The sequence below is a fragment of the Pseudomonas tehranensis genome (assembly GCF_014268615.1).
Classification (GTDB): Bacteria; Pseudomonadota; Gammaproteobacteria; order Pseudomonadales; family Pseudomonadaceae; genus Aquipseudomonas; species Aquipseudomonas tehranensis.
This window is the reverse complement of record NZ_JABWQV010000125.1, coordinates 1-13,559: the sequence shown is the minus strand read 5'-3', so window position 1 is coordinate 13,559 and position 13,559 is coordinate 1. Positions and strand designations below refer to the sequence as shown.

Genomic DNA, 13,559 nt, shown 5'->3' with positions numbered 1-13,559 from the left:
GGGAGCAAGCTCCCTCGCCACAGGGTTCGGCATTCGTCTTTAACTAATCGGTATCGGGCACTACCTCACTTGTCTTCTTCAGGAGTTCCACACAATGGATGCGATCATTCTCGACCTCGGCGGTGACATCAAGGGCGACAGCCTGCTCGAGGGCTTCACCGACAAAATCGAAGTCATGTCCTACAGCCACAACGTGGCGATGCAAGTCACCAACGACGTCAGCAACTCGGAACGCACCTCCGGCAGGCCCCACATCGGCGAGTTCACCCTGACCAAATTCGTCGACAGCTCTACCCCCACCCTCAACGAATACTGCTGCGCCGGTAAACCGATCCCCGAAGCCATCATCACCATCGGCCGCAACGCCGCCGAAGGCAGCGGCCAGATCATGCCGTTCATCGTCTACACCCTGACCAACGTCGTGCTGTCCAACGTCAGCGTCAGTGGCGGTACGGGCGGCAAACCGGTGGAAACCTTGTCGCTGAACTTCACCAAGATCAAATGGGAACTCACCGCGCAGAAAGACGACGGCACCAAGGAAGGCACGGCGGGCACGACGTGGGACCTGGCGGCCAACAAGATGACCAAGTAAGGACGCCGTGCCCATGGCTGGCTTCGGGCTTCGCCCTCCTCTGTTCGAGCGTCTGGCCAGCCCGGCGCAAGACCCTGAGCGGGCGTTCGACCGGCAGGCGTTGCAGGACTCGGTGCATGCCGAACTGCTACGCCTGTTCAACACCCGACGCGGCCCGAAGGCGCTGACCGAGCCGCCGAGCATCCTGGATTACGGTATCGCTGACTGGACCGCGCTACAGCAGCAGCGCAGCGATGACCGTCGCCAACTGACCCGCGAGATCCGCCAGGCCATTAACCACTTCGAACCGCGCCTGCGGTTGGGCGAGGTTCAGGTCAACCCTGTGCCGGGTCATCCCCAGCAACTGAACATACGGCTATTGGGCGAGTTGCGCGGCGACCAGCACTCATGGCCCGTGGCATTTGTCATCGAGCCCGCCGGCGACGGCCTTGAGGTACGACATGAGCGACTCGATTGACCCGCAACTGCTGGATTATTACCAGCGTGAACTGACTTGGCTGCGACATGCCGGGAGCCTGTTTGCCGAACGCTACCCCAAGGTCGCCAGGCGCTTGGAGCTGTCTCCCGGCGAATGCCCAGACCCGCATGTCGAGCGACTGCTGGAGGGCTTCGCGTTGCTGGCCGCCCGCTTGCAGCGAAGACTGGACGACGACTACGCCGAGTTCAGCGATGCCTTGCTCGAACAGCTTTACCCCCTGGCCCTGCGCCCTTTGCCGTCCTGCGCGATCGTGCAGTTCGAGCCCGACCCGAGCAAAGGCAACCTCAATGAAGGCTATCCCCTGCCCCGGGACACGCCCTTGTTCGTCACCACCGACAAGGGGCAGAGCATTCATTTTCGCACCACGGCCGCCGTGCGCCTGTGGCCGATCGAAGTCAGTGAAGCGTTGCTGCTGGGCAGCGATGAGGCTCAGGCGCTGACGGGGGTGGTTCAGGCGCGTTCGGCCTTGCGCCTGAACCTGCGCTGCCTGGGCGAAAGCCAATGGTCGACGCTGGGGATCGATTCCCTGCGGGTGCACCTGGCAGCCTCACCAATGATCAACGCCTGCCTGTATGACCTGCTCGGCGCCCATGCCGTGAAGGTCCTGGCCGGCCCACCGGGCAGCGTGCCAGAGCCGCTGACTGGTCTGCCTGAGATCGTCGGTTTCGCCAGTGATCAAGCCTTGCTGCCGGACGAAGACGGTGTGCACCCCGGCATGCGTCTGCTGGCGGAATACTTTGCTTTCCCTGACAAATTCGACTTTTTCGACTTGCCCCTGGCCGGAGCGACCAGCGACAGCCAAGCCTTGTACCTGTACATCGTGTTCGACCGTGCGCCCGTCAGCCGCCTGCCGCTCCAGGCCAGCGACATCGCCCTGGGCTGCGCGCCAGTGATCAACCTGTTCCCCAGGACGTCCGAGCCGCTACGCCCCGACGGCACCCGTAGCGAATACCGCCTGGTGGCCGACAGTCATCGGGAAAACAGCGTCGAGATCCACAGCATCCGCGGCATGCGCGCGACGTCGAGCCAGGGGGTGCGCAAAGTCCCGGCCTATTACGGCAGCCAGCACGGCAACGACCAGGCCTATTACTGGCATGCGCGGCGAGTCAGCGGCATGAGCCCCAATCGCCTGGGCACCGATTTGATGGTCAGCCTGGTGGACACTCAGTTCGACCCGCTGGCTGACACGCGGGACTACAGCCTCACCGCCGAGTTGCTGTGCACCAACCGGCATCTGGCCCAGAGCCTGCCGTCCGGCACGGCACTGGGTTTTGAGCGTCCCGGGCCGGTGGCCTGGGCTCGCCTGCGCAACCCGCCCAGCCCGCAAAGCCTGCCCCGCCTGGATGGCGAATCGCGCTGGCGGCTGGTGTCGCAACTGACCCTCAACCACCTGTCGTTGGTGGAAGGTCCCCAGGCTCTCGACGCGCTGCGGGAAATTCTTGAGTTGCACAATCTGCGGGACGAGGCCAGTGCCCGGCGACAGATCGCCGGGGTGCTGGAACTGGCTTGTGACCGAGTCATCGCCCATGTCGGTGAAGACGCCTGGCGCGGGTGGCGCAACGGGTTGCAAGTAAGCCTGCAACTGGACCCGCAACACTTCGTCGGCAGCAGTGCCGTGCTGTTCTCCGGGGTGCTGGCGCAGTTCTTTTCCCTCTATGCCACCGCCAATCGTTTCGTGCGCACCGTACTCGTTCAGTCGGACAGGGAGGTGAAAACATGGCAACCCCAAGCCGGCAAACCCCTGACGCTCTGAACCTGAGCGAACGTTTGCGCCGCGATCCGCATCGTTTCGAATGGCTTCAGGCATTGCTGGTGCTGGAGCGCGAACAGCCCCAGGCCGAAACCCTGGGTAGCGGCACCGCGCCCCATGCCGAAGCCCTGCGCCTGCGTGGGCCGTTGACACCGCTGTTCGCCGCCAGTGAAGTCGAAAGCCTGAAGCAGGAGCCCGGCACGGCGCCCGTTCTGACCACGCCGATCTTTGGCCTGGGCGGCCCCGACGGTCCCTTGCCTTACGCCTATCAGGAATGGCTGCAACAGCGGGCACGGGCGCGCGATCATGCGCCGGCGGAGTTTCTCGACCTGTTCCAGCATCGTCTGCTCAGCCTGCTCTACAAAGTGATGCGCAAACACCGCATCGCCCTGGGTTTTACCGCACCAGCGGCGTCTGCTGTGCAGGCGCAACTACGTGCATTGACCGGCCTGCTCCCCAAGGCGTTGCAAGAACGCCAGGCCGCGCCCGATGCTGGCGTGCTGGCGTGTACCGCGCTATACGCCGATGGTCGGCGCTCCCTGGCCGGGTTTGCGGCAGTCGTGCGCGAACAGTTCGGGCTGCCGGTGGAACTGACCGCCTACGAAGGTGGCTGGCGTGAAATCCCGCCCGCCAGCCGCAGCCGTTTGCAGCCCGGCGGGCGCAACTTGCGCCTGGGCCACAGCGCGATAGCCGGCATCCGGGTCTGGGACGAACATGCCGGCGTGCGCATGACCCTCGGGCCGCTGACCGCCGCCCAGGCCAATACCTTGCTGCCCACCGGCGAGACCCATCCGTTACTCGCCAGCCTTTACTCCTTGTACTTCGGTCCCGATCTGGATTGCACCCTGGTGTTGCTGATCCGGGGCGCCGGGCCACTGCAACTGGTTCGCCAGGCGCCGCCGCGCTTGAGCTGGAACGGTGGCCTGCAACGCCAGCCGAACCTTGCCATACAACGGATCGAAACTCGCCTTCGTCAGCCGGAGATCGCCTGAAATGGAACTGGCCAGCCTGATCGGACGCCTCAACCCGGACAACCGCCGCGCCCTGGAACGCGCCGCGCAGCGCTGCCTGCAACGCAGCCATCACTATGTGGAAATCGAGCACCTGCTGCTGGAACTGTTGGACATCGAAGGCGGTGACTTCGCCTGTCTGTTGCCGCGCTTTGGCTTGGAGCGCGACGCGGTGGCAGCAGAAATCAACAAGGCCTTGGAGCTATTCAAATCCGGCAGTACCCGCACGCCGGCCCTGTCGACGCAAACCATCGGCCTGCTGGAGGACGCTGTGGTGCAGGCCAGCGTGCTGGGCCTGGACAGCATCCGTTCCGGCTTGTTGTTGCTGGCACTGTTGGACCGAGATGAGCGTCGCAGCCTGTTGCTCAACAGTGCTTCGTCGCTGTTGCGCATTCCCCGGGAGGCCTTGCGCGCCCATCTGCTGGAATGGACCGAAAGCTCCCGGGAACATGTCGGCGGCGTGCGCCCGGCAAAACCCGGTGAGACGCCACACAAACAAGACCCGGTGCTCGACCAATACACCCAGGACCTGACTGCCGACGCCCGGGACGGACGCATCGACCCCATCGTCGGCCGCGACGGTGAGATACGCCAGTGCATCGATATCCTGCTCAGGCGCCGGCAGAACAACCCGATCCTGGTGGGCGCGCCAGGCGTCGGCAAGACCGCCGTGGTGGAGGGCCTGGCCTTGCGCATCGCCGCAGGCGACGTGCCTCCGTCGTTGCAGGAAGTCACGTTGCGTGTGCTGGATCTGGGCCTGTTGCAGGCCGGCGCGGGCGTCAAGGGCGAGTTCGAACAGCGTCTCAAAGGCGTGATCGACGCGGTACGCAGCGCGGAAAAACCGATCATTTTGTTTATCGACGAAGCCCACACCCTGATCGGTGCAGGCGGCGCTGAAGGTGGCAGCGATGCGGCCAACCTGCTCAAACCGGCCCTGGCCCGAGGCGAGCTGCGTACCCTGGCCGCCACTACCTGGCTGGAATACAAAAAATACTTCGAGAAAGACCCGGCCCTGGCCCGGCGTTTCCAGTTGGTGCAGGTCGAAGAGCCGGACGAACTCACCGCCGTGGAAATGCTCCGTGGCGTGGCAACCAAACTGGAACAACACCACGGCGTACAGGTGCTGGACGCGGCCATTCACGAGGCGGTGAAACTGTCCCACCGCTACATTTCCGGGCGGCAATTGCCGGACAAAGCCATCAGCGTGCTCGACACCGCCTGCGCGCGGGTCGCCCTCGGTCAACACGATGTCCCGCCGCCCCTGGAAAGCCTGCGCCACCGGCAGAACAGCCTCAAGGACGAAGTCGAACGCTTGCGCCGTGAACAGGCCACCGGGCTGGATCACCGCGAACGCATCACCCTGCTGGAAACCGAGTCGGGCGCCAACGTGCAGGCCATCCGCGAGCTGGAGACCCGTTGGGGCGAAGAGCGCGAAGCGGTGCGCGAACTGCTCGACACCCGCCGCGAACTGCTGACCTTGAGCGAACGCGCCGACGGTGAAAAACCCGACACCGAGATCGACAACCGCATCGACCACCTGGCCGCCGAACTGCTGCGTCTGGAAGCGGGCCTGGATGCCATTCGCCAGGACGATCCGCTGGTGCCCGAACAGGTGGACAGCAAGACCGTCGCCGCCGTCATCGCCGGCTGGACCGGCATTCCGGTGGGCAAGATGCTCGCCGACGAAGCTCACGCCGTGCGCACCCTCGGTCAGCGCATGGGCTTGCGGGTGATGGGCCAAGACACCGCGTTGAACACCATCGCCCAGCGCCTGCAAGCCTACCGCGCCGGCCTGACCGATCCGCAAAAGCCGGTCGGCGTGTTCCTGCTGGTGGGCCCCACCGGCGTGGGCAAGACCGAAACCGCCTACGCCCTGGCCGATGCCTTGTACGGCGGTGAACGTAACCTGATCAGCATCAACCTTTCGGAGTACCAGGAAGCCCACACCGTCAGCCAACTCAAGGGCGCCCCACCCGGCTATGTCGGCTACGGCAGCGGGGGTGTGCTCACCGAAGCAGTGCGGCGCAAACCCTATTCGGTGGTATTGCTCGATGAAATCGAAAAGGCCCACCCGGATGTACTCGAGGCTTTCTATAACGTCTTCGACAAAGGCCTGATGGAAGACGGCACCGGCCTGGTGGTGGACTTCAAGAACACGGTGATGCTCGCCACCAGCAACGTTGGCGCCGAACTGTTGCTGGACACGCCGGCCGCGCAACTGGGCAGCGACGCCTTCAACGAAGCCTTGCATAAAGTCTTGCTGCAAGCGTTTCGCCCTGCATTTCTGGCGCGCATGACGGTGGTGGCGTATCGGCCGCTGGATGAGACGACGCTGGAAGCCATTGTGCTGGCCAAGCTGGAGAAATTGCGTGGGCGGTACAAGGCCGCGACCGGCAAGCCATTCGAGTTCGACGCGGGGATCGTCAAGGCTGTGTTGGCCAAGTGCAGCGCAGCAGGAGCAAGGGATGTGGAGAATGTGTTGATGACACAGGTGACGGGGAAGTTGGCGGAGTGGGTGTTGGAGTGACACACCGTCGTTGTTCATCACCTGTTAAGACTTTCTGAGTTGGACCGGAGCCCTTATGAAGTTCTACCACTACACCACCCAGTCAGCGGCCAAATCCATCACTGATAATCAAATCGGCACCCCCGCCGTCCGGGAGTGGAAATGCACGATGAATCAACCTCAAAAGTGGGCCTGGTTCAAAAAGCAGCATGAAGAAGGGTTCTATTTAACGACCATACCACCGTCTGAAATACGAGAGAAAAAAGAGAAACTTGGCATTAGCAAACTGTCAGAAGTCTATGTTTTGTATTTCAACATCACATGGATAAAACCAAAACAGATGAAGAAAGTGGATGACTACGTAAACAGCGGATTCATCAAGATTAAAAAAGTTGGCGAGCCTGACAAAATTTGCGCTCAGCGTATTGGCGTCAATACCAATCAACTGGACAATGTTCCTTTCCCAGTTGAATCATGTTTATGGGCAGGCCCGGTCGAAGGATTTCCTGACGATATTTGACGGCGCTGAGGACAATCAATGCCCCGCTCCACCGACAGCAACACCACCCTCTCCCTCACCGCCGCCACGCTGTCGGCGCTGTACCCTGAATCGCTGTCCGGCGAAGAGAGCCTCAATGCCTTGGGCTCGCACATCCTCAACGGCATCAACGACGGCCCTTCGCTGACCCTCACCAGCGCTGTCGCCAGCCATGTCACCATGACTCTGCACAAGGACGCCTTGTTGCGCCCGCTGGACTGTCTGGTCGCGGAGATCCGCCAGCTCCCCGCCGACGCCACCGCCGAACGCTATCAACTTTTACTGCGCCCATGGCTGTGGTGGCTGACCCTGGCGAGCAACAACCGGGTGTTTCAGAACCTCGCCACCTCGGACATCGTCACCACGATTTTCAAGGCCCATGGTTTCTCCGACTTCCAGCTCAAACTCACCGGCAGCTACACACCCCGCGAATACTGCGTGCAATACGGCGAAACCGATCTGGCCTTTGTTTCGCGGTTGATGGAAGAAGACGGGATTTTCTGGTTCTTCAGCCACGAGGAAGGCAAGCACACGCTGGTATTGGCCGACAGCAACGATGCGTTCTTGCCGATTCCCAACGGCCCGACGGTGAATTATCTCGGGCAGAACATCGGTGATCGGGAACTGCACGGCGTCCGCTCAGGCCAGGTGTGCCTGCAAGCTGTGGCTGGGGTGTACCAGGCGACCGACTACCAATTCACCACGCCAACGACGTCGCTTTACAGCCAGGCCGAAGCCGTCGCCGGGCCGAGTTCGATATACGAGCATCCGGGCGGTTATGACGCCAAGGGCCAGGGCGATGCATTGACCAAACAACGGGTGGATGGCCTGCGCAGTCAGGAGAAGCGTTTTGTCGGCGAAAGCGACTGCCGTTGGCTGGTGCCGGGGTATTGGTTCACCCTCGCCGGCCATGAAGACTCGACGCTGAATATCGATTGGGTGGTGACCTCGGTCAGCCACGAAGCCAGCCACGATAGCTACCGAAACCGCTTCGAGGCGATTCCCAAGACCACGACTTATCGACCGCCCCGCACCACGCAAAAACCGCGCATGCACACTCAGACCGCACTCGTGGTGGGCAAGGCCGGCGAGGAAATCTGGACCGACGAATACGGACGGATCAAGTTGCAGTTTCCCTGGGACCGCACCGGCAAGAACGACGAGAGTTCATCCTGCTGGGTTCGTGTGGTGTTGCCCTGGAGCGGCAAGGGATTTGGCATGCAGTTCGTGCCGCGCATCGGCCAGGAAGTCATCGTCACCTTCATCGACGGCGATCCCGACCGGCCGCTGGTGACCGGTTGTGTCTACAACGGTGACAACGCCCTGCCCTACGCGCTGCCGGCCAACCAGACCCAGTCCGGGATCAAGACCAATTCGTCCAAGGGCGGTGGCGGTTTCAACGAATTACGCTTCGAGGACAAGAAGGACGCCGAGGAGGTTTTTCTCCAGGCTCAGAAAGACTTCAACATCAACGTGCTCAACGACACCACCGCCACGGTCGGTCACGATGAAACCCTCACGGTGCAGAACGCTCGCACTCGCACGGTCAAGGAAGGCGACGAAACCGTCACCCTGGAAAAGGGCAAACGCAGCGTGACCATCCAGACCGGCAGCGACAGCCTCGATGTGAAGGACACCCGCACCGTGACCGTGGGTTCGGACCAGAACCACAGCACCGGGGGTAACTACGCGCATAAGGTCAGCGGGAACTATGAGCTGACGGTGGACGGCAACCTGACCATCAAGGTCAGCGGCACCCTGACCCTGCAAAGCGGTGGCAGTTTCGCGATCAAGAGCGGTGCGGACCTGGCGGCCCAGGCCAGCACGTCCATCAGCCAGAAAGCTGGAACCGCCCTGAGCAACCAGGCCGGTACGTCATTGGAAAACAAGGCCGGCACCACCCTGACCAACGACGCCGGCATCAGTCTGGTGAACAAGGCCGCCGCCGAACAGACCGTGGACGGCGGCGGCATGCTGACCATCAAGGGCGGCCTGGTGAAGGTCAACTGACAGGAGTGCGCCGATGGCCTCGAAAAAACTCGACCTGGAACGTGACGACAGCCACCTGAGCGGGCAACTGGTCGACGGCCACCTCAACGGCTCACTGCAGATTGATGAGGCCCAGCGTCGGCAAGCGACCCTCAACTTTCAGCAAGGTGTGCTGCAAGGCACCAGCACGCTGTATCACCCCAACGGTAAAGTCTCGGCGGTGTTGCCCTTCGTCAGAGGCAAACTGCAGGGCGTGGCGAGCTTTTACGCCGCCGAAGGGGGGCTCCAGCGTCAGGCCACTTATCGGGGTGGGTTGCTGCACGGTGAGGCGAACAACTATTTCCCCGACGGGCAAATGGCCGAGTCCGAGTTCTATCGTGACGGTGTGCGTGACGGTCGTTATCGACGCATGCACCCCAATGGCAACCCCGCCGTCGATGCCCGCTACCTCAACGGCCAACTGCTGGAACCAGCACACGCCTACGCCGCAGACGGGCGACCACTGGACGCCGACGGCAAGCCGATCTCCAGGGTACGCTGGTGGTTCAGGCGCTGGAATGACCCGACGCAAGCCTGAACACACCGCCCTCACAAGGAATTTGGGGCAAGCACACAATTTGTGTCCACTGAAGATCCAATGTGGGCGTGGGCTTGCTCGCGAAAGCGGTGGGTCAGTTGCAGTGATGTTGAATGTACCGACCTCTTCGCGAGCAAGCCCGCTCCCACAGGGGATCTTCAGTGGGCATAGTCCTGCAATCATCTAAGGACAGTGTGGAATTTGCACCCATCAAGGAATCAACATCTGCACCTGCCCCGGCACGACGATCTTGATCACCCCGGCCCAGGTACACATCAAGGTGCTGTTGGCATCGATGGCCGGCATGTTGCCCAGCAGCAAGGTTGGTGGGCCGCCGGGGATCCACGGGGTTGCGGTGGCAGGAATGCACGGCATGGGTGTCAGCACGCCCAATGCCGCGGTGGTCGCAGCGGCAACTGTGGGATTAGCCAGGCTTTGACACATGCCGAAGGTGGTGATGTTCACCAGAGGGATGTGATCCATGATATTGGCCGCCGGCATCCCGCCGGTCAGCAGCCGATTGACCGGCAGCACATTGAGCACCGCCGGGGCGGCGCCGAAACTGCATTGCAAGGTTGCAGTGCCACAGACTTGCGGGCATCCCATCGCGATGGCTCCCTGAAAAGCGACAGACGCTGAAACCATAGCTCATCCGCCCGGCATCAGGCCCGCTGATTATCCTGCAACACGCTAACCTATAAGACCTTGGCGTGCTTGTGACGCCCCTCCCCTGCCATTAGATTAGCCAATGATCGATGGCCTCCAAAATAAGCAGAAGGGATAAGCATGGCGTTTACTGATCAGTCCACCCGTGTCCGCGACGGTGAAGAACTCGATGCCAGTCTGATTGACCCGTACCTCAAGGCCCATATTCCAGGCCTGACCGGCACGCCGCAGATCAGCCAGTTTCCCGGTGGCGCTTCGAACCTGACTTACCTGCTGGAATACCCTGAACAGGAATTTGTCCTGCGACGCCCGCCGTTCGGCCATAAAGCCAAGTCCGCCCACGACATGGGCCGTGAGTTCCGCATCCTTAATCAGTTGCGCGAAGGTTTCCCCTATTGCCCGAAAGCTTACGTGCACTGCACCGACGAGTCGGTGATGGGCGCCGAGTTCTACGTGATGGAGCGGGTCAAGGGCATCATCCTGCGCTCCGACCTGCCGCCGGAACTGGGTTTTGACGCCGCCCGTACCGAAGCCCTGTGCAAGAGTTTCATCGACCGCCTCGTCGAACTGCATCAGGTTGACTACAAGGCCTGCGGCCTGGCCGACCTGGGCAAGCCCGAAGGCTACGTGGCCCGGCAGATTCGTGGCTGGAGCGACCGATATGAAAAGGCCCTGACCCCGGACGCGCCGAAATGGGAGGCGGTCATGGCCTGGCTCAACGACAAAATGCCCACCGATCACCCCACTTCCAGCATCGTGCACAACGACTACCGCTTCGACAACGTGATCCTCGACCCGGAAAACCCGATGCAGATCATCGGCGTGCTGGACTGGGAACTGACCACCCTTGGCGACCCGCTGATGGACCTGGGCAACAGCCTCGCCTACTGGATCGAAGCCAGCGACCCGGCCCCGGTACAACTGATGCGCCGCCAGCCCAGCCATGCACCGGGCATGCTGACCCGTCGCGAGTTCGTCGATTACTACGCCGAACGCTCCGGGATCCGCATCGACAATTTCGACTTCTATTACACCTACGGCCTGTTCCGCCTGGCCGGCATCGTCCAGCAGATCTACTACCGCTTCTTCCATGGCCAGACCCAGGACAAACGCTTCGCGCAGTTCGTTCAGATGAACAAACTGCTGGAGCAGATGAGCCTGCAGGTCATCAGCAAATCCACGCTCTGAGCGCACCTATAACAAGGAAACAGCATGTCCAAGACTCAGTTGTTCGACCTCGACGGTAAAATCGCTTTCGTTTCCGGCGCCAGCCGCGGCATCGGCGAGGCCATCGCCAAACTGCTGGCCCAGCAAGGCGCCCATGTGATCGTCTCGAGCCGCAAACTCGAGGGTTGCCAGCACGTGGCCGATGCCATCATCGCTGCGGGCGGCAAAGCCACCGCCATCGCCTGCCACATCGGTGAAATGGAGCAGATCAGCCAAGTATTCGCCGGCATCCGCGAGCAGTTCGGGCGCCTGGACATCCTGGTAAACAACGCCGCCACCAACCCGCAGTTCTGCAACGTGCTGGACACCGACCTGGGGGCGTTCCAGAAAACCGTCGACGTGAACATTCGCGGCTATTTCTTCATGTCGGTCGAAGCCGGCAAACTGATGCGCGAGAACGGTGGCGGCAGCATCATCAACGTGGCCTCGATCAACGGCATCTCGCCGGGGATCTTCCAGGGCATCTATTCGGTGACCAAGGCCGCAGTCATCAACATGACCAAGGTGTTCGCCAAGGAATGCGCGCAATTCGGCATCCGCTGCAATGCCTTGCTGCCGGGCCTGACCGACACCAAGTTCGCCTCGGCGCTGGTCAAGAACGACGCGATCCTGAAAACCGCCCTGGCGCAGATCCCGCTCAAGCGCGTGGCCGACCCAAGCGAAATGGCCGGCGCGGTGCTGTACCTGGCCAGTGATGCGTCGAGCTATACCACCGGAGTGGCGCTGAATGTGGATGGGGGGTTCCTGTCCTGATATCGACATTCATCCTGTGGGAGCGGGCTTGCTCGCGAACGCGCCGGATCAGTTAATACAGCAGTGACTGACTCACCGCATTCGCGAGCAAGCCCGCTCCCACAAGGGATCTTCAGCGACAGTAGAAAGAATATTTATTCCAACATTTGCAATATGCGAATATTTATTCCATAAAGAGCCCTTCTGAAAATAAAAACTCAAAGGGCTCTTTCTCATGCGCGAACTCGGCATCGGTCTGATTGGTACTGGCTTCATGGGCCGTGCCCATGCCTTGGCATTTCATAACGCCAAGGCGGTGTTCAACCTTCCTCAACACCTGAAACTGGCGGCGCTGGCCGATGCCGATCCCCAGCGTGCCCGACAGTGCGCCCAGAGCTGGGGGTTCGAAACGGCCCACGGCGACTGGCAACAACTGATCGACGACCCGAAGGTCGACCTGATCGCCATCACCACGCCCAACCATTTGCACTTCCCGATGGCCATGGCTGCATTGGCAGCGGGCAAGCCGGTTTATTGTGAAAAGCCCCTGGCCGTGTCCCTGGAACAGGCCGACCAGATGCAACGGGCGGCCAAGGCGGCTGGCGTGGTCACTCGGGTCGGCTACAACTACCAGCACAATCCGCTTATTCAACGGGCGCGGGACATGATCCAGCGCGGGGAACTGGGACAGATCATCAGTTTCCAGGGCGAGTTCAGCGAAGACTTCATGGCCGATCCGACCTCACCGTGGTCATGGCGCTGCGAAGCCGCCCACGCCGGCGGCGCATTGGCGGACCTGGGCAGCCACTTGCTGGCCATGGCCCGTCATTTATTGGGCGATGTCGAGGCGGTGTGTGCCGACAGCCAGACCGTACACAGCCAACGCCCAGCCAGTGCCGGCAACACTGAGCAGCGCACCATCGCCGTGGATGACCAAGTCCACGCCCTGCTGCGCTTCACCAGCGGCGCCCGAGGCACGGTCAGCAGCAGTTGGCTCAAGCACGGCTACAAGAATCACCTGAGTTTTGAGATCAGCGGCACGCTCGGCACCCTGGCGTTCGATCAGGAACGGCTGAATGAACTGCGCCTGTGCCGCGTCGGCCAAGGGGGCTTTCAACGTCTGCTGGCCGGCCCGGACCTGCCGGGCTACGCCGCATTCAGCCCAGCGGCCGGGCATCAGTTGGGGTACAACGAATTGAAGACCCTGGAGGTCCAGGAATTGATCATGGCCATCGCCGGCCAGGGCGGCGACGGAACCGATTTTGAAGAAGCCTGGGAAGTGGAACGGCTGGCGGCCGCGATTCGCCTGGCGGCGCGGGAGGGGCGTTGGGTCAGGGTCAGCGAGCTATAACCGCTCACTTCAGTGAACTTCCCTGTGGTGAGGGGATTTATCCCCGTTGGGGTGCGAAGCGCCCCTAAAACTGCCTCCTCGTTGTGTCAGGCTAAATTTGGGGCCGCTTCGCGGCCCAGCGGGGATAAATCCCCTCGCCACAA

Annotated in this window: 12 protein-coding genes; 11 read left to right on the top strand and 1 reads right to left on the bottom strand. The window is 61.8% G+C overall.

The window, feature by feature from the left end; all coding sequences use genetic code 11:
- Window positions 1–94: 94 nt before the first annotated feature.
- From HU811_RS17430 to HU811_RS17395, 8 genes are read left to right on the top strand one after another with little or no spacing between them, the layout of a single operon-like run.
- A complete protein-coding gene (locus tag HU811_RS17430) occupies window positions 95–592 on the top strand; it encodes an Hcp family type VI secretion system effector (RefSeq protein WP_047225736.1) in 498 nt (165 codons plus the stop codon).
- A 13-nt stretch (window positions 593–605) separates the two neighbouring features.
- Window positions 606–1,049: a type VI secretion system baseplate subunit TssE gene (gene tssE, locus HU811_RS17425; RefSeq protein WP_047225735.1), complete on the top strand. Its 444-nt coding sequence runs from the start codon at window positions 606–608 to the stop codon at window positions 1,047–1,049.
- Complete coding sequence (gene tssF / locus HU811_RS17420; protein ID WP_186657195.1) at window positions 1,033–2,823, top strand: type VI secretion system baseplate subunit TssF; 1,791 nt, start codon at window positions 1,033–1,035, stop codon at window positions 2,821–2,823. Before tssE ends, tssF begins: the two co-directional genes overlap by 17 nt.
- Complete coding sequence (gene tssG / locus HU811_RS17415; protein WP_186657194.1) at window positions 2,787–3,812, top strand: type VI secretion system baseplate subunit TssG; 1,026 nt, start codon at window positions 2,787–2,789, stop codon at window positions 3,810–3,812. Before tssF ends, tssG begins: the two co-directional genes overlap by 37 nt.
- Window position 3,813: 1 nt before the next feature.
- A complete protein-coding gene (gene tssH / locus HU811_RS17410; RefSeq protein WP_186657193.1) occupies window positions 3,814–6,357 on the top strand; it encodes a type VI secretion system ATPase TssH in 2,544 nt (847 codons plus the stop codon).
- Window positions 6,358–6,412: 55 nt separating this feature from the next.
- On the top strand, window positions 6,413–6,856 hold the full coding sequence (locus HU811_RS17405; protein ID WP_092396825.1) for a hypothetical protein: 444 nt from the start codon (window positions 6,413–6,415) through the stop codon (window positions 6,854–6,856).
- Window positions 6,857–6,874: 18 nt separating this feature from the next.
- On the top strand, window positions 6,875–8,884 hold the full coding sequence (gene tssI, locus HU811_RS17400) for a type VI secretion system tip protein TssI/VgrG (RefSeq protein WP_186657190.1): 2,010 nt from the start codon (window positions 6,875–6,877) through the stop codon (window positions 8,882–8,884).
- Between the two features lie 13 nt (window positions 8,885–8,897).
- Window positions 8,898–9,440: a toxin-antitoxin system YwqK family antitoxin gene (locus HU811_RS17395; RefSeq protein WP_186657183.1), complete on the top strand. Its 543-nt coding sequence runs from the start codon at window positions 8,898–8,900 to the stop codon at window positions 9,438–9,440.
- Window positions 9,441–9,650: 210 nt separating this feature from the next.
- Here HU811_RS17395 and HU811_RS17390 read toward each other — a convergent pair whose 3' ends face one another.
- Entirely contained in the window at window positions 9,651–10,046 is a 396-nt protein-coding gene (locus tag HU811_RS17390) for a DUF4280 domain-containing protein (RefSeq protein WP_092396819.1), read from the bottom strand.
- A 180-nt stretch (window positions 10,047–10,226) separates the two neighbouring features.
- Here HU811_RS17390 and HU811_RS17385 point away from each other — a divergent pair, with 180 nt between their 5' ends.
- The 3 genes from HU811_RS17385 (at window position 10,227) to HU811_RS17375 (ending at window position 13,416) form a co-directional block, all read left to right on the top strand.
- A complete protein-coding gene (locus HU811_RS17385; protein WP_092396817.1) occupies window positions 10,227–11,294 on the top strand; it encodes a phosphotransferase family protein in 1,068 nt (355 codons plus the stop codon).
- 24 nt (window positions 11,295–11,318) lie between these two features.
- Window positions 11,319–12,086: an SDR family oxidoreductase gene (locus tag HU811_RS17380; protein WP_047225726.1), complete on the top strand. Its 768-nt coding sequence runs from the start codon at window positions 11,319–11,321 to the stop codon at window positions 12,084–12,086.
- Window positions 12,087–12,300: 214 nt separating this feature from the next.
- Entirely contained in the window at window positions 12,301–13,416 is a 1,116-nt protein-coding gene (locus tag HU811_RS17375; RefSeq protein WP_186657180.1) for a Gfo/Idh/MocA family protein, read from the top strand.
- Window positions 13,417–13,559 lie beyond the last annotated feature (143 nt).

What these genes read in the sequence shown, in the direction of transcription:
- HU811_RS17430 (WP_047225736.1), top strand. Translation starts at nt 95, where the DNA reads ATGGATGCGATCATTCTCGACCTCGGCGGTGACATCAAGGGCGACAGC.
- tssE (WP_047225735.1), top strand. Translation starts at nt 606, where the DNA reads ATGGCTGGCTTCGGGCTTCGCCCTCCTCTGTTCGAGCGTCTGGCCAGC.
- tssF (WP_186657195.1), top strand. Translation starts at nt 1,033, where the DNA reads ATGAGCGACTCGATTGACCCGCAACTGCTGGATTATTACCAGCGTGAA.
- tssG (WP_186657194.1), top strand. Translation starts at nt 2,787, where the DNA reads ATGGCAACCCCAAGCCGGCAAACCCCTGACGCTCTGAACCTGAGCGAA.
- tssH (WP_186657193.1), top strand. Translation starts at nt 3,814, where the DNA reads ATGGAACTGGCCAGCCTGATCGGACGCCTCAACCCGGACAACCGCCGC.
- HU811_RS17405 (WP_092396825.1), top strand. Translation starts at nt 6,413, where the DNA reads ATGAAGTTCTACCACTACACCACCCAGTCAGCGGCCAAATCCATCACT.
- tssI (WP_186657190.1), top strand. Translation starts at nt 6,875, where the DNA reads ATGCCCCGCTCCACCGACAGCAACACCACCCTCTCCCTCACCGCCGCC.
- HU811_RS17395 (WP_186657183.1), top strand. Translation starts at nt 8,898, where the DNA reads ATGGCCTCGAAAAAACTCGACCTGGAACGTGACGACAGCCACCTGAGC.
- HU811_RS17390 (WP_092396819.1), bottom strand. Translation starts at nt 10,046, where the DNA reads ATGGGATGCCCGCAAGTCTGTGGCACTGCAACCTTGCAATGCAGTTTC.
- HU811_RS17385 (WP_092396817.1), top strand. Translation starts at nt 10,227, where the DNA reads ATGGCGTTTACTGATCAGTCCACCCGTGTCCGCGACGGTGAAGAACTC.
- HU811_RS17380 (WP_047225726.1), top strand. Translation starts at nt 11,319, where the DNA reads ATGTCCAAGACTCAGTTGTTCGACCTCGACGGTAAAATCGCTTTCGTT.
- HU811_RS17375 (WP_186657180.1), top strand. Translation starts at nt 12,301, where the DNA reads ATGCGCGAACTCGGCATCGGTCTGATTGGTACTGGCTTCATGGGCCGT.